Source organism: Rubrivivax rivuli, from assembly GCF_004016505.1.
Lineage (GTDB): Bacteria > Pseudomonadota > Gammaproteobacteria > Burkholderiales > Burkholderiaceae_C > Rubrivivax > Rubrivivax rivuli.
In genome coordinates this window covers 311756-327075 of record NZ_SACR01000006.1, presented here as the reverse complement: position 1 = coordinate 327075, position 15320 = coordinate 311756, and the positions used below count along the sequence as shown (strand labels likewise).

The 15320-nt window shown below is 72.3% G+C and carries 11 protein-coding genes; all 11 read right to left on the bottom strand.

The window, feature by feature from the left end:
* Window positions 1–3: 3 nt before the first annotated feature.
* Entirely contained in the window at window positions 4–1575 is a 1572-nt protein-coding gene (locus EOE66_RS22425) for a methyl-accepting chemotaxis protein (protein ID WP_310733115.1), read from the bottom strand.
* A 251-nt stretch (window positions 1576–1826) separates the two neighbouring features.
* Entirely contained in the window at window positions 1827–2924 is a 1098-nt protein-coding gene (locus EOE66_RS19955; protein ID WP_128230488.1) for a response regulator, read from the bottom strand.
* Entirely contained in the window at window positions 2921–6043 is a 3123-nt protein-coding gene (locus tag EOE66_RS19950) for a response regulator (RefSeq protein WP_128230487.1), read from the bottom strand. Before EOE66_RS19950 ends, EOE66_RS19955 begins: the two co-directional genes overlap by 4 nt.
* 10 nt (window positions 6044–6053) lie before the next feature.
* Window positions 6054–7007 carry an ABC transporter substrate-binding protein gene (locus tag EOE66_RS19945; protein WP_128230486.1) on the bottom strand — a complete coding sequence of 318 codons (954 nt, stop codon included), beginning with the start codon at window positions 7005–7007 and terminating at the stop codon, window positions 6054–6056.
* Window positions 7008–7098: 91 nt separating this feature from the next.
* Entirely contained in the window at window positions 7099–7968 is an 870-nt protein-coding gene (locus EOE66_RS19940) for a CPBP family intramembrane glutamic endopeptidase (RefSeq protein WP_128230485.1), read from the bottom strand.
* 74 nt (window positions 7969–8042) lie between these two features.
* Window positions 8043–8546 carry a hypothetical protein gene (locus tag EOE66_RS19935; protein ID WP_128230484.1) on the bottom strand — a complete coding sequence of 168 codons (504 nt, stop codon included), beginning with the start codon at window positions 8544–8546 and terminating at the stop codon, window positions 8043–8045.
* A 104-nt stretch (window positions 8547–8650) separates the two neighbouring features.
* Window positions 8651–10162, bottom strand: a complete 1512-nt coding sequence (locus EOE66_RS19930; RefSeq protein WP_128230483.1) for a sensor histidine kinase — start codon at window positions 10160–10162, stop codon at window positions 8651–8653.
* Entirely contained in the window at window positions 10162–11223 is a 1062-nt protein-coding gene (locus EOE66_RS19925) for an ABC transporter substrate-binding protein (protein ID WP_205702762.1), read from the bottom strand. Before EOE66_RS19925 ends, EOE66_RS19930 begins: the two co-directional genes overlap by 1 nt.
* A 207-nt stretch (window positions 11224–11430) precedes the next feature.
* The gene (locus tag EOE66_RS19920) at window positions 11431–11994 is read right to left on the bottom strand and encodes a hypothetical protein (protein ID WP_128230482.1); all 564 of its coding nucleotides are present in this window, start codon (window positions 11992–11994) and stop codon (window positions 11431–11433) included.
* Window positions 11995–12075: 81 nt separating this feature from the next.
* A complete protein-coding gene (locus EOE66_RS19915; protein ID WP_128230481.1) occupies window positions 12076–13488 on the bottom strand; it encodes a CoA transferase in 1413 nt (470 codons plus the stop codon).
* Window positions 13488–15299, bottom strand: a complete 1812-nt coding sequence (locus EOE66_RS19910) for a S8 family serine peptidase (protein ID WP_128230480.1) — start codon at window positions 15297–15299, stop codon at window positions 13488–13490. The genes EOE66_RS19915 and EOE66_RS19910 overlap by 1 nt, the downstream gene beginning before the upstream one ends.
* Window positions 15300–15320: the final 21 nt, after the last annotated feature.

The following is a 15320-nucleotide window of genomic DNA, read 5'->3' as shown; positions in this document are numbered from 1 at the left end:
CGGCTAGGCCGGGCTGTGGCTCTCGCCGCCCAGCTTGAACACCGCCACCGAGGCCACCAGCCGCTCGGCCTGCTGCCGCAGGCTTTCTGCCGCGGCGGCGCTTTCTTCCACCAGCGCGGCGTTCTGCTGCGTGGCCTGGTCGATCTGGCTCACCGCACCGCTGACCTGGCCCACGCCCGCGCTCTGCTGGCTGCTGGCCGCGCTGATCTCGCCCATGATGTCGGTCACGCGCTGGATGGACTGCACCACCTCGCTCATGGTGCTGCCGGCGCGGTCGGCCAGCAGGCTGCCCTGCTCCACGCGTTCCACACTGGCGCTGATCAGTCCCTTGATCTCCCTGGCCGCCGCGGCACTGCGCTGCGCCAGGCTGCGCACCTCGCTGGCCACCACGGCAAAACCCCGGCCCTGCTCGCCGGCCCGCGCGGCTTCCACCGCCGCATTCAGCGCCAGGATGTTGGTCTGGAAGGCGATGCCGTCGATGACACCGGTGATGTCGGCGATCTTGCGGCTGCTCTCGTTGATGCCCTTCATCGTGGCCACCACCTGGCCCACCACGTCGCCGCCCTGCACGGCCACGCTGCTGGCACTCAGCGCCAGCTGGTTGGCCTGGCGCGCGTTGTCGGCACTGGCCCTGACCGTGCTGCCCAGTTGCTCCATCGAGGCGGCGGTCTCCTGCAGCGCACTGGCCTGCCGTTCGGTGCGCTGGCTCAGGTCGAGGTTGCCGCTGGCGATCTCTGCACTGGCCGTGGCCACGCCGTCGCTGTTGTGGCGCACCGATTGCACGATCTCGCGCAGCCTCTCGCTCATGCGCGCCAGCGCGCCCAGCAGCTGCGCCGCCTCGTTGCTGCCGTGCACCGTGACGCGGCCACTCAGGTCGCCCTGGGCCACGGCCTGCGCCACGCGCAGGCTGCGCGTGAGTGCGCGCATCAGGTGCTGCGCCACGGTCCACAGCGCGGCCAGGCCCAGCAAGGCCAGCACGATGGCCCCGGCCGTGGCGCTGAGGGTCTGCACGAAGAACGTGTTCACGCTGGCGGCCCGCTGCTCGGCCTCTTTTTCGATGGTGCCCGACAGGGCCTCCAGCTCGGTTTCCAGCTCGTCGAAGGCCCGCTCGAAGGCCGGCCGCAGGGCCTGCGCCCGCGCGGTGTCGGTCAGCGCGGCCTCCACCAGCGCCGCCGCGGCAGCGCGGTAGGCCCCGGCCTTCTCGATGGCGGCCCGCTCCACCTGGCCGAGCTGGTCACCACGCTCCTTGCGCAGGATGTCGAGCTGCTCGGCCAAGGTCTTGCCGTTCTCGACCACGTCCTTGCGGATGGCCGCCGCCTCGGCGCCTTCGGCCTGCGGGCCGGCCAGCAGCGCCGCCAGCGCGTCCGAGCGCAAGGCGTCGTGCATCATGTCCACCATGCCTGCGGCGCGCGCCATGTGCACGTCGCGCACCAGCGCTTCGGCCAGCACCTTGCTGCGGTGGCTTTCATAGAGGCTGACCGCGCAGAGGCACAAGACCCCCATCGCGGCAGACAGCATGGCACCCCGCAGCAAGCGCCGCAGGGACGTGCGGTCCAGAAAGCTCGTTGTCTTCATCGCGTCACCTTCAAGCGTCGAAAGACAACTGCAGGCCAGGGCCCCGAAGCCCCGATTCACGCGCCGGCCTCCACGGCCGGCAGGCGGCGTACAGCGTCCGTCAGTGGGAAAGCATGACGACCAGCCCGCCGGGTTCCGCACCGGGAACACCGCTACAACCTTGAACTGCCCGCACCTTCGGGTTGTCGACCCCCGACCTCGGTTCTTGAGGGGGTTTCCGGGTCGTCCGGGGTCTTTGGCACGGCCGCCGATCAATCCGCGAAGCGCGCGGCAATCTCGTGGAACTGCGCCTCCACCGCCACGAAGGCGTCGACGATGTCGGGGTCGAAGTGGCGGTCGCGACCGGCCAGGATGATCTCGCGCGCCTGCTCGAAGCTGAAGGCGGGTTTGTAGACGCGGCGGCTGATCAGCGCGTCGTAGACGTCGGCCAGCGCCATCAGCCGCGCCGACACCGGGATCTGCTCGCCCGCCAGGCCCTGGGGGTAGCCGCTGCCGTCCCACTTCTCCTGGTGCGACAAGGCGATCTCCTTCGCGAAGCGCAGGAAGTCGAAGTCATGCCCCAGGCTCAGCTCGGCGCGGTGGATGGCTTCGTAGCCGAGCGTCGTGTGGGTCTTCATGACCTCGAACTCCTCGGCGGTGAGCTTGCCCGGCTTGAGCAGGATGGCGTCGGGGATGCCCACCTTGCCGATGTCGTGCATGGGCGCCGACTTGTACAGCAGCCGGATGGCCTCGGGCGTGAGCTCGCCCGCGAAGCGCGGGTGGTGCTGCAGCTGCGTGGCCAGGCACTTCACGTAGTGCTGCGTGCGGCGCAGGTGGTTGCCGGTTTCGTTGTCACGCGTCTCGCCCAGCGAGGCCATGGCCAGCACCACCACGTCCTGCAGCGATTCGTTCTCGCGCGTGCGGCGCGCCACCTCGGTCTCCAGCCAGGCGCCGCGGTCGCGCAGCAGGTCGTTGGCGACCTTCAGCCGCAGGTGCGTGGCGATGCGCGCCTCCACGATGGGTGGACTGATGGGCTTGGTGATGTAGTCCACCACGCCCATCGCCAGGCCCTGCGCCTCGTCGTCGACCTCGGCCTTGGCGGTGAGGAAGATCACCGGGATGGCGGCCGTTCCTGGCGCGGCCTTCAGGCGCCGGCAGACCTCGTAGCCGTCCATGCCCGGCATCATGATGTCGAGCAGGATCAGGTCGGGCTGCGGCGCCGCCGCGGCCAGCTCCAGCGCGCGCAGGCCGCTGTTGGCCACCTTGACGCGGTAGTGCGGGCGCAGCAGGCTGACCATCAGCGAGAGGTTGTCGGCCATGTCGTCCACGATGAGCAGCAGGGGCTGGGGCGCGGCGGAGGGTGCGGTCATGGACGGTTCTCCGAGAGGGCGGCTTGCAGGAGGGTCTGCGCTTCGGCGAAATCGAAGCGCCTGACCATCGCCAGCAGCAGGTGCAGGCGCGGGCCGAGCAGGGGCTGCAGCGCTGCGCCGTGGGTGTCTATCCAGGCCAGCGCATCGGGGTCGCCAGCCTCCAGCAATTGCAGCAGGGCCGCCACCGGCGCGGCAGCGGCCGGCGCGGCAGGTGCGGGGTCATCGGCCCCCGGCGCCAGGCGACCCGGCACGTCGCCGGCAGCCGCATGGGGCTGGAGCCAGCGCGCCAGTACGGCCTGCAGCTGCTCGGCCTCCACGGGCTTGGGCACGAAGTCGTTCATGCCGGCTTGCTCGCAGCGCTCGCGGTCCTCGTTCAGCACGTTGGCCGTCATCGCGATGACCGGCAGCGCCGCCCAGCGCGGGTCGGTGCGCAGCTGGCGCGTGGCGGTCAGGCCGTCCATCACCGGCATGTGAACGTCCATCAGCACGAGATCGAAGGCGGGCTCGCTGTCCAGCAGGGCCAGGGCCTGTTGCCCGTGGCGCGCGGTGGTGACCTGCAGGCCCAGGTCCTGCAGCATCTCGCGCGCGATCTGCTGGTTGATCTCGTTGTCCTCGACCACCAGCGCGCGGCCCGAGAAGGCCCGCAGCACGGCAGCGGGCGCCGTGCCGCCGGCGCGCGCTTCGGCAGCAGCCCCATGCAGCGACGCCTGGCTCAGCAGCAGGCTGTCGAGCAGCAGCGAGGCATTGACGGGCTTGACCATCACGGCGGCAAAGCCGGCGTCCTGCGCCTCGCGCAGCACCTCGTCGCGGCCACGGCCCGTGGCCAGCAGCAGGCGCGGCGGGTGCTCGAGCGCCAGGTCCTGGATGCGACGGCCAGCCTCGATGCCGTCCATCCGCGGCATGCCCCAGTCGAGCAGCACGAAGTCGTAGGGCTCGCCCGCCGCCGCGGCCTCGCGCACACGCTGCAGCGCCTGCTCGCCATCGCGCGCGCCGTCTCGCTGGGCCTCGCACACCAGGCCCAGGCTGCGCAGCAGGCGCTGCAGCACTTCCAGCGCGGCCTCGTTGTCGTCCACGGCCAGCACTCGCTGGCCGCGCAGCTGGGGCAGCTCGGGGGCCGGTGCGGGCGCGGTGCCCTCGGCCAGGGTCACCTCGAACCAGAAGACCGAGCCCTGCTGCGGCGCAGCCTGCACGCCGATCTCGCCGCCCATCAGGTGCACCAGGCGCCTGGAGATGGCCAGGCCGAGCCCGGTGCCACCGTGCAGGCGGCTGGTGGAGGCGTCGGCCTGGTGAAAGCTGGTGAAGAGCTGCGCGCCCTGCGCCGGGCTCAGGCCGGGCCCGGTGTCGCACACCTCGAAGCGCAGCGCCACGCCCGGCGCCGGCCCGGCTTCGGCGGCCCTGCGCTGCACGCGGACCACCACCTCGCCGCGTTCGGTGAACTTCACGGCGTTGCTGCCGAGGTTGATCAGCACCTGGCCCAGCCGCAGCGGGTCGCCCTGCAGGTAGGCGGGCACCTCGGGGTCGAGGTCGAGCACGAGCTCCAGGCCCTTCTGCGCCGCCTTGTCGCCGATCAGCGTGAACACGTTGTCCAGCACCGGCAGCAGCTGGAAATCGATGTGCTCCAGCGTCAGCTTGCCGGCCTCGATCTTGGAGAAATCGAGCACCTCGTTGATCACGCCCAGCAGGTGCTGCGACGAGCTCTGGATCTTGCGCAGGTAGTCGCGCTGCTGCGCGCTGAGCGCGGTGCGCAGGGCCAGGTGCGTCATGCCGATGATGGCGTTCATCGGCGTGCGGATCTCGTGGCTCATGTTGGCCAGGAAGCGGCTCTTGGCCACGTTGGCTGCGTCGGCCTGGGCCTTGGCGGCGGCCAGGCGCTCGCGCTCGCGCTCCAGCTCGGCCGTGCGCTGGGACACCGTGCTCTCCAGACTGGCATTCATCGCATGGATGCGGTCTTCGGCGCGGCGCCGCTCGGTGATGTCGCGCAGGATCACCGTCATGAAGGCATCGCCACCGATGCGGCTGCGCGAGATGGAGGCCTCGGCCGGGAACTCCTCGCCATCCCAGCGGCGGCCCGAGACCACCGAATGCGCGGCCATCTGCCGCGCGGTGACGCCGCTGTCGGCGAATTGGCGCATCTGCGCCGGGTGCTGCGCGCGGTAACGCTCGGGCAGCAGGCAGTCCAGCGTCTGGCCCAGCAGCCGGGCCTGCTCGACGCGGAACATCTGTTCGGCGGCGCGGTTGACCATCACGATGCGCAGTTCACCGTCCACCGAGATGATGGCGTCCATGGCCGATTCGACGAGCGAGCTGATGCGCGCGCGTGCCGACTCGGTCTCGTCGCGCGCCTGCTCGATCTGGCGCGCCATCTCGTTGAAGCGCCGCGCCAGCCGGCGGATCTCGCGCGGGCCCACCTCGGGCACCGGCTCGTCCAGGCGGCCGCGCTGCGCCAGCTCGCCACTGGCCCGCCCCAGCAGCTGCAACGGCCGCGTCACCTGGCGGTGCAGGATGAACATCAGCAGCAGCGCCACCACCAGCGTGCCCAGCGCCACGGGCAGCAGCTCCAGCCGCGCCACCTGCACCGCGCGCGCGCTTTCGTCGCGCGTGTCGAAGACCACCCACACCAGCCCGCGCTCCAGCGCACGCAGGCCGGCGGCGCCCGGCGGCGCTGGCTGCAGGTAAGACAGCGCCGTCACGAGGCGGTGTTCGCCGTGCGGCCACTGCTGGGGCTGGCGCGTGGCCTGGGCCAGGGCCGCACGCGCGGCGTCGTGCCCCGGCAGCAGCGCGGCCGTGGCAGCCTGGCCGTCCAGGACCGAGCGGTGGCCCACGCCGATGCGGCCCCCAGGCTCGATCAGCGCCACCGCCACGGCGCGCGCATCCGTGGCGGCCAGGGCCACGGCCGCCGCTGCCCGTTCGGCGCCATCGGCGCTGCCGTCTTCGGCCAGGCGGGCCAGCTGCTCGGCCACCACCAGCAGGTCGCGCGAAGCCCGCTCCTGCACGGCGCGGTGGTGGTGTTCGACCTGGTGCGTGTAGGTCACCCCGATCGCCAGCGTCAGCAGCAGCAGCAGCAGAGCCGGCAGCGCCACGCGCAGGCTGGGGGCGAAGGCCAGGGCCCGTGCGCTCATCGCTGCGGCCTCAAGGGGGCGCTGCCAACCAGCGCGTGTCGATCAAGGTGCTGACATCCACCGGACCGCCCAGCAGGCGAAGTTCGCGCATCAGGTTCACGAGGCCGGGCAGGCCGACGGCCACTGCACCGCCAGGGGCCAGCAGCTGCCGGCTCTCTTCAGGCGTGGGCAGGTGCAGGCCGCGAAAGGCCGACGGCACCTGCTCCACCGGGAGCTTCAGCCACGGCGCGAGTTCCGCCGCCAAGGCCTGCGGGTTGGCGCGGTAGGCCGCCAGCGCGCCGAAGTGAGCAGCCAGCAGGGCACGCAGCGCGCCGGCATGCGAGGCCCCCGACTCGCTGCGCACGGCCAGCACATCGACGATGCGGCCGGGCATCTCGCGGCTGTCGAACAGGCGGCGCGCGCCCAGGCTCTCCAGCGCCGTGACCCAGGGCTCGGCGGTGATGGCCAGATCGACACGGCCCGCGCTGTAGGCCTCGGCGGCCTGCGCCAGCCGCATCGGCACGGGCTGCACGTCGCCGGGCTTCAGGCCGGCCTTCTCCAGGAAGGCGCCGAGCACGAGGCCGCCCGTGGCGGTCGCCTCCACGCCGATGCGGCAGCCGCGGGCCTGGGCGGGCTCGGCGATGCTCGGGCGGGCCATGACGGCATCGGCGCCCTGCGAGCTGTCGAGCACGGCGATCACCTTCATGGGCACGCCTTCGTGCACGGCCGTGATCACTTCGTCCAGCGTGAGCGCCGCCGCCTCGATGCGGTGGGTGGACAAGGCACGCAGCGCGTCGGTGTTGGAGCGAAGCTCGTTGAGGCGCAGCCGCGAGGCGTCCAACCGGCCCAGGCGCTCGGCCAGGAAGAGAAAGGCGTAGCCCGCGAAGGCGATGGCCCCCACCCGCAAGGGCGCGGGGGGCGCGGTGCACGCGCCCAGCCCGAAAGACAGACCCGGCAAGGTCTTCAGCAAGAGGCGTCGGTGCATGATCGGTTTTGGGCCCCAGCGCTGCGCGCCATGCGGGCGCAGCCTCCATCATCGTTCATCCCTTATCGGCCGGCGCGGCGCCGACCTGAGCTCAGCGCGGCCGCCTCCAGGCCGGCGGCACGACCTGGCCGCGCCGGACCGCCAGGACCAGCATCACCACGCCGGTGGTGGTGCACAAGGCCAGCGCCAGCACCGAAGACTCCACCCCGAACTGGCCCCCGGTGAGCAGATCGGGACCGTTGACGGTGGACCGGATGAGGCCGGGCGCGGCGTCGTTCCCGGAGACGATGCTCGAGAAGACCGCCGATTGCGTGTAGTTCCAGGCCATGTGGAAGCCGATGCTCACCCACAGCCGGCGTGTCAGCATGAAGGCCGCGCCCAGCAGGATGCCGGCCTCCACCGCGATGAAGAGCGCCCCCACCAGCGTGGCCTGCGGGTTGAGCAGGTGCGACAGGCCGAACACCAGCGACGACACCGCCAGCGCCGCCCAGCTGCCCAGCCAGGTTTCCACCGAGCGGTACAGCACGCCGCGAAAGAGCAGTTCCTCGAAGACGCTGGAGCTCACGGCCATGGCGATGGCCGGCACGAGGAAGGACAGCGGGTTCAGGCCGGTGATGCGGTACAGGCCCAGGCCCATCAGCGCCAGCTCGCAGGCGGTGTAGAGGCCCGCGCCGATGAGCAGGCCGATGCCGAACTCGCGCCCCATGCCCTGCAGGCGCAGTTCATCGGCCTCGCGCTGCTCGACCAGGCGGGCATGGCCGATGTAGACCGCGAAGCCGGCCACGGCCAGCGCGAGGATGTGCTGCACCGACTTGACGGGCTGCCCGGCGTAGCTGGTCATGACGTCGGCGTTCAGGCCCATCATCATCAGCAGCACGAAACCGAGCAGCAGCACCCGCGCCGGGGGTGAGGCGAAGACCTGGCGCAGGAGGCCCGGCGGTGTGTCGGACGGTGGGTTCATCGGCGCACTGTCCGCCAGGGCGGTGGGGCGAGTCAAGGCGCCTGCGGCCCGCGCAGCGGCGCCGCAGGGCGCGCTTACTGCACGCGCACGAGCTTGTCGCGCAGGTTCGCCGGCACGTCCTGCAACAGCACGATGGAGATGCTGCCGTCGGTGGCCTTGTTGTTGTGCGCGGCCTTCTCGGCGGGCAAGGTGGCGGCCACGGCCTCGGGCGAGAGCGTGTACATGCTGCCGCTGAAGGGGTCGACGGCGAACCAGCCGATCAGCCCGCCGAAGACGAAGTTGCCCGCGATGTACCAGCCGTTGGCGCTGGCGGTGATGGGGATCACCTGCGTCTGGAAGCCGGGCTTGGAAATGGTGACGGTGAAGTTCTTCTTGCCCCAGTAGCGGCCAGTGCTCTTGTTGAGCGTGACCGATGTGGGCGTGTTGCCGGCGAAGACTTCGACGCCGGCTTCGTCGGCGATCACGACCTTGGCCTCGCTGGGCGTGCTGCTGATGGGCACCGTCTGCGTCGGCGTCCCCATGATGCTGGCGCAACCGCTGAGCGTGACGACGGCCGCGGCGGCGATGATGGACTTCATGAACAAGAGCTCCCTTTTCGATTTGGATGAACAACCGCCGCTCCTTGCGGCGGCCCCACCAAGTCTAGGAGCGGCGGCAGACCGGAACGCCCGACGCTCGGGCCTCATCCCCCAGGCGGGGGAGCCGGCACCGCTGGCAAGGGCAGCAGCAACGTGAAGGTGGCGCCCTGGCCGGGCACCGATTGCGCCCGCACCTCGCCGCCCATGGCCTGCGCCAGGCGCTGCACGATGGCCAGGCCCAGGCCCGTGCCGCCGTGCTGGCGCTGCAGGCCGGTGTCGGCCTGGCGGAAGGCTTCGAAGAGATGCGGCTGGAAGGCCGCCGGGATGCCCGGCCCCGTGTCGCGCACCGACAGTTCCACGCCGCCGGGCGCGGGCGCGGCGCTCAGCAGCACCTCGCCCTGTTCGGTGAACTTCAGCGCGTTGCCGATCAGATGGCCCAGCATCTGGCGCAGGCGCTGCGGGTCGGCCATCACCCAGGCGGGCAGCGAAGCGTGCGGCACCAGCTGCAAGGCCAGCCCCTTGCCGCGCGCCAGGGGCTCGTGCTGCTGCAGCACCGACTGCAGCAAGGGCAGCAGGGCCACGGCCTGGGGCCGCAGCTGCAGGCGCCCGGCCTCGATGGTGGCGAGGTCGAGCACATCGCTGACCACCGCCAGCAGCAGGCCGCCGCCCTCGCGCACATGGCCGACATAGCGGCGCTGCGTGGCGTCGAGCTGCGTGCGCTCCAGCAGCTGCGCCATGCCCAGCACGGCGTTCAGCGGCGTGCGCAGCTCGTGGCTCATCACGGCGAGGAACTCGCTCTTCATGCGGCTGGCCTGCAGCGCCTCGTCGCGCGCCCGCGTGAGCTCGGCCTCGTGCCCGGCGATGCGCGCCAGCAGCCGCCGCACGGCTTCGTCGATGGCCACGAGGTCGGGGTCGTGGTGCACACGCGGCTGCGCCGCCAGCGCTCCGGCGCTGGCCGTGTCGATGCCGTTCATCGCCGCCACCAGGCGCGCGACGGGCCGCGTGACCAGCTGCGACATCGCCAGCCAGAGCAGCACCAGCGCCACCACCAGCGTGGCCAGGCCCACGGCGGCGTGTGTGCGCAGCAGCGCAGCCTCGGCATCGTCCAGCAAGGCCTGCGGGAAGCCCACCACCACCTGCGCCACCGTGGTCTGCGTGAGATCGCGCACCGGCGCAGCCACGGCATGGCTGCCGTCGCTGAGCGCCGCAGGCCGCGGGCCGTGGCGGGCCAGAGCGGCCTGCACCTCGGCGACCACGCGGGCAGGCTCGCCCCCGGGCGCCACGGCCGCCAGCGGCGCGCCCGCAGGCCCCAGCACCAGCACGTAGGCCAGGCCCTGGTGGGCTTTCAGCGCTTCCAACCCCTGCGCCTCGAAGCCCTGGATCTCGTCGATGCGCAGGCCCAGCGCCAGGATGCGCTGCAGCTGCACCGCCAGACTCTCGGCGATGGCCTGCGCGCGGTCTTGCTGCGCCTGCCGCAGCTGGGCCGTGGCCAGCGCGCGGCTGGCCAGCGTGGAAGCCAGGATGGCCAGCACGAGCCCGAGGCCGGCCACCACCGCGATGCGCTGGCGCAGGCCCCAACGCCACACCGTCCAGGTCCGCGGGTCCAGGGCCTTCATCACCGGTGCGCTTCCCAGTCGTAGTGGCGGACGATCTGCGACTGCAGCAGTTGCGTGCTGCGCACCGTGATGCCCAGCGCCCGCGCGCGCTGCAGGCTGATGGCCGGCTGGCCTTTCGCGGTGGGCTGCATCGGCAGCGAAGCCGGCGCAGCGCCCTCCACCAGGATGGCGCGGGCCAGGCGGCCGGCGGCACGCCCCTGCTCGATCTCGGACACCGTCACCGAAGCCAGCGTGCCGTGATGCACGCGGTCCATCCAGAAGCTGGCATCGGGCAGCCGGCTGTTCTCCACCACCCAGCGCTGCACCGCCTGGTAAGGCACAGGGCGGCCGGCGGCGTCCACCAGCGCCAGGATGCCCAGGTGCAGCAGCGCGTCGGCCTGGCCCTGTGCCGCCGCCACGGCCTGGCAGTAGGCCTCGAATTGCTGCGTGCGCACCACCTGCGTCAGCGTCACGCCGCCGACCGCAGCCACGCCTTCCTGCACGCGGCGGATCACGGCGTCCCAGTAGGGCCCGTGGTCGGACAGCACCACCAGGCGGCGCCAGCCCGGCACCAGCTCGCGCAGCAGGCGCAGCGTCTCGGCCACGTGCTCGCGCTCGAGCACGCCGGTGACGTTGGAAGCGCGATCGAAGCCGAAGGCCCCAGGGTCGCGGTTCACGCCGCTGAAGACCAGCGGCAGGCGGCTGCCCAGGTAATGGCGCGTGACGTGCTGCTGCGCGTCGTCGTCGCTGGCGTAGAGCAGGTCGGGGCGGAAGCCGTCGACGAAGGCGCGCGCCAGCCGGCCGCGCTCGGCCTTGGCCTCTTCGCTGGCATGCCGCTTGGTGTCCATCTGGAAGATGGCGATCTCGGCGGCGGGCAGGCCCAGGCCTTCGCGGAAGCCTTCGAGCTGGCCATCGGTCCAGCGCCACGGCGAATCGAAGCTCATCACGTGGGCGATGCGCGGCGCGGCGCTCGCGCCTGCGCGCACCCGGCCCGTGCCGGCCAGCGCCAGTGCGGCCGCCACGCCCTGCAAGAGGCGGCGGCGTGGCCGTTGGGCCGGGTGTCCCGGCTCTTGGGAGGCCATGGAGTCTCCTTGGTCCTGGAGTCGTGCAGCGTTGCCGGGCTGGCTGCCCGGTCTGGGTCCCTGGTGGGCTTTTCGGCAGGCCCTGCCATGAAGGCGAGGCCGTCGCTTCGAACTATCGCCGCTGCGGTGCTGGGTGCTGCACGCCCAAGCGTGATCCAGGTCAACAAAAGGAAGGGCGCAGGCCGTCTGGCCGGGCCGGCGCCGACCTCAGGGCAGCGTCGGCTCGAAGCTGCGCGCCTGGCGCGCAACGGCCAGTGCTTCGTCGATCGCGCGCATCAGCTCACCGAGCCGGGCCATCTGCTCGCGGTAGGGCAGCACCGCCCCGGGCGGTGGGGCAAAGCTGATGACGGTGGCCACGCCCGGGGCCTGCTGGCTGCGCCGGGTGCGGCGCAGGCGGGGCCGGCGTGTGGCTTCCAGAGACTCTGCCGCCAGGGCCACGGCGGCGCCGGGCGTGGGCATTGGCGCGGGCGTGGGCGCGGGCGCCGACACCACGCGGAACACGCGCGCCGGCCGCGCTGCATCAGCTGCCGCGGCTTCGGCGGCCTCGCTGCCTGAGGCGGCCGAACGGTCTGCCAGGGCCTCCAGCGGCCGACCGCGCCGCACCACCACCGGCACCAGGCCGACCGCCGGCGCAGGCGCTTCAGCGGCTGGCGGGGCAGAGAAGGCGGCCTGGGCTTCCAGCCAGGCCGTGGACGGCGCGCTGCCGGGGCGGTGCTCGGAGGCGGGCCTTGGCCGGCCCGGTCTGGAATCGCGGTTCGTACGGGTGCGCATCGGATGGGGCCGTGCCGGCCTGGGCGCCGGGGGGCCCGGGGAAGTCAGTGAAGAAGAGCGTGGATTGTCCCTTGAAGCAGCTCAGTGCGCGCGAGCGGGCGGCCAGGCCGCCGGGTCCGAGCCCGGCGGCATCGATGGGCGCCGCCAGTGCGCCGGCGTGGCCGAGAACTGCGCCGCGTGGCGCAGGGTCTGCAGCCGGCCGAAGCCGCTGTCCAAGGTTTCGACATGAGGTGCCAGCGGCGGGCGCTCGGGCGCCACAGGCGGGGTGCGGCCCAAGCTGCGCAGCCAGCGGCCCACACCGGCCAGCGAAACCTGCACGTGCCAGCTGCCGCCCTCTTGCGCCTGCCGCAGCAGCGCGGCCTGCGCGCCGAAGGCCAGCAGGTAGCCGGCGGCATGGTCCAGCACCTGCAGCGGCAAGGCGCGGGGCTCGGCGCTGCCGAAGGCCTCGGCCTCGGCCGCGTTGAAGCCGGTGGCCGTCTGCACCAGTGAATCGAAACCGCGCCGCCCCGCCCAGGGCCCGCTGGGGCCATAGGCCGAGAGGCTGACGGCCACGATGCCCGGTGACAAGGCCGCCACGTCGGCCGGTGCAAAGCCGCGCGCCGCCAATGCGCCCGGCCGGTAGCCCTGCATGAAGACATCGGCCCCGCGGACCAGCTGCGCCAGGGCTGCCGGGCCGCCAGCTTCGTCCAGGTCGAGATGCGCGCTGAGCTTGCCGCAGCTGGTGGCGGCGATGGCCTCGATGTTGGGCAGGCGCGGCGAGTTCAACAGCAGCACGTCGGCGCCGTAGCCGGCCAGCGTGCGCCCGGCCACAGGCCCGGCCAGGATGCGCGTGAGGTCGAGCACGCGCAGGCCGTCCAGCGGCAGGCCGCCGGCCTGCCAAGGAGGCAAGGGGCGTGGCGGCGCGTCGCCGATGCGATCGATGGCCACCAGGGGCTGCGCCTGCAGCGCTGCGGCTTGCGGGTGCGCGTCCCACTCGGCGAAGCTGCGCACCGCCGCCACCACCAGGCCGGCCTCGGCGGCCTGGGCCTCGAAGTCCAGCGCGCGCCAGCCGGCCAGCGCCGCCTGCACACGCGCACGCTCGGTGCCGGCGCCCTCGGGCAAACCGAGCAGGCGCAGCACGCCGTCGCGGTGGTGGGCGAAGTTCGCGTGCACGCGCACGTGGCCGTCAGCGGTGCGGTACAGGCCGGAGAGCGGGTCCCACAGCGCAGGCTCGCGGCCGTCCACCGTGAACCAGCACAGGCTCTCCAGCACGGCATGCTCGGCGTCCACACGCACGCCTTGGGCCGGCCCGCCGCGCAGCCGGCCCCGCTGCACGGCCGCCAGCGCCGCAGCGCCCAGGCTGGCCTGCAAGGCCGGCGCGATGGCAAAGGAAGAAGCCAGCACCGGGCCCCGCGCGGGCAGCTCGATGTCACCCAGCGCCGCAGGCGCCAGGCCCGCGGCCTGCCACAGGGCCTGCAGCACCTGCGGTGCCGCAGCGGCCTCGCCCGGCCGCATCAGGGCTTCAGGCCCAGCAGCTCGGCGCTGCGGCGCGGGTTCACCAGCTGCACACGGCCCCGCGGCTCGGCGCCGCGAATGATGGCGTCCTTCACCTGCGCCACCGTGAGATCGGGCTTCAGCGCAAAGAGCTTGGCCGCCAGGTTGGCCACCTGCGGGCTGGCCATGCTGGTGCCGCTGAACTTCACGCGGTCGCCGCCAGGCAGCAGGCTTTCCACTTCGAAGCCGTTGGCGTGCACCACCACCGTCTTGCCGAAGGTGGAGAAGCTGGTCTCGTCGCCGGCCTTGTCGACCGCGCCCACCGTGATGAGGTTGGGCAGCTGCAGGCCGGCGGGGATGTACTCGGCGAAATCGGCGCTGTTGTCCTCGTTGCCCGAGCCCGCGACGAACAGGATCTCCGGCGCGCTGGCGATGGCCGCGCGCAGCGCCTCGCGCTCGATCGCGAAGAGCTTGCGCGCCATCTGCTTGCGCTCTTCCGGCGAAGCGCCCACGTTGTGCCAGGTGAGCGCGCCTTCGTGCGCCGAGACGCCGTAGCGCCAGCTCATGTTCACCACGCGCAGCTTCTGCGCCTTGAAGCCTTCGACGATGGCCTTGTATCCCTCGGCCCAGCGGCGCGAACGCTCCTCGGTGGGCAAGGTCGGCTCGCTGAGGTGGCTGTAGAGCATGGTGGCGGCGTAGACGCGCGCGAAGGGGTTGCCCTCCACCGCGATGCCGGCCACGTGCGTGCCGTGGGTGTAGACGCTGGCCAGGCTGAGGTCTTCCTGGAAGGCCTTGACCTGCTCGGGCTTGAGCGTGGAGACGGCCTGCTTCAGGCGGCGCGCGTCTTCGGTGTCCAGCGCGGCGCGCAGGTCCATGCTGCCCTTGACCAGCTGGCGCAGCTGCGGCCAGCGCGGTGCCGCCTCGCCCAGCGGGCGCAGCAGATCCGTGCGGTTGAGCGTGCCGTCGTCGTTCATCGCCAGGCCCGGCGCGGCCGTGGTCTGGAAGAGCTTCAGGTCCACGCCCGAATCCCAGATGCCCACGCCCACCGGGCTGGCCTTCGCGGTGGCGGGAATGGCGAACTGCCGCGGCGTCCAGATGTCGGGCTTGGCCGCGGTCTGCGCGGCCTGGCGGTCGATCACGGCCTGCAGGCCGCCCACCAGCGCGTCCTTCAACGGGAAGATCAGCTCGGCCTGCAGGCGCGCGCCGATGATGGAGCCGACCAGGCCCTCGGGCACCTTCAGGTTCATGTTGCGGGCCGCCACGTCCAGCTGCTGCTCGAAGGAGCCGCGCACCAGCGCCGGGTTCAGCAGCTCGAACTGGCCCTTGGTGCCCTTGATGAGATCGGCGGTATCGGCCCAATTCAGCGCGGCGTAGCGCTTCTCGACCTCGGCGCGCACCCAGGCCGCGTCCTTCTGGCCGGTCTGCTGTTCGGCCAGCAGCAGCGCCAGCACGCCCGTGGTGGCGCGCGGGCCGGGCTTGTCCTGCAGCTGGCGCAGCTGCGCCACCAGGCCGGGCACGGCCGCCCAGTCGCCCTTGAACTGCGCCAGCGTCAGCAGGGTGCCGACGTAGCTGCGCATCGTGGCGGCATCACGGATCTCGTAGGCGGCCAGGTCGGCCTTGGCGTTCTTCTCCAGCTGCTCGGCCAGGGCCAGCACCTCGGCGCGCGGCGCATTCAGGTACTGGCTGGGCAGCTTGTCGAGCTGCAGGGTGCGGCGGGGCAGCTGCTCCAGGCTGGTGATGACGGTCTTGGCCGGCGCAGGCGGGGTCTGCGCGAGGGCCGGCAGGGTGGCGGCGATGAGGGCGGCAAGCACGAGGGGGCGGGGCACAGGCACGAAAGGCTCCTGGGTTGATCG

Bases quoted from the DNA above. Each gene is read 5' to 3' on its own strand.
- EOE66_RS22425 (WP_310733115.1), bottom strand. From the start codon at position 1,575: ATGAAGACAACGAGCTTTCTGGACCGCACGTCCCTGCGGCGCTTGCTG.
- EOE66_RS19935 (WP_128230484.1), bottom strand. From the start codon at position 8,546: ATGAAGTCCATCATCGCCGCCGCGGCCGTCGTCACGCTCAGCGGTTGC.
- EOE66_RS19945 (WP_128230486.1), bottom strand. From the start codon at position 7,007: ATGCACCGACGCCTCTTGCTGAAGACCTTGCCGGGTCTGTCTTTCGGG.
- EOE66_RS19920 (WP_128230482.1), bottom strand. From the start codon at position 11,994: ATGCGCACCCGTACGAACCGCGATTCCAGACCGGGCCGGCCAAGGCCC.
- EOE66_RS19955 (WP_128230488.1), bottom strand. From the start codon at position 2,924: ATGACCGCACCCTCCGCCGCGCCCCAGCCCCTGCTGCTCATCGTGGAC.
- EOE66_RS19950 (WP_128230487.1), bottom strand. From the start codon at position 6,043: ATGAGCGCACGGGCCCTGGCCTTCGCCCCCAGCCTGCGCGTGGCGCTG.
- EOE66_RS19940 (WP_128230485.1), bottom strand. From the start codon at position 7,968: ATGAACCCACCGTCCGACACACCGCCGGGCCTCCTGCGCCAGGTCTTC.
- EOE66_RS19930 (WP_128230483.1), bottom strand. From the start codon at position 10,162: ATGAAGGCCCTGGACCCGCGGACCTGGACGGTGTGGCGTTGGGGCCTG.
- EOE66_RS19925 (WP_205702762.1), bottom strand. From the start codon at position 11,223: ATGGCCTCCCAAGAGCCGGGACACCCGGCCCAACGGCCACGCCGCCGC.
- EOE66_RS19915 (WP_128230481.1), bottom strand. From the start codon at position 13,488: ATGCGGCCGGGCGAGGCCGCTGCGGCACCGCAGGTGCTGCAGGCCCTG.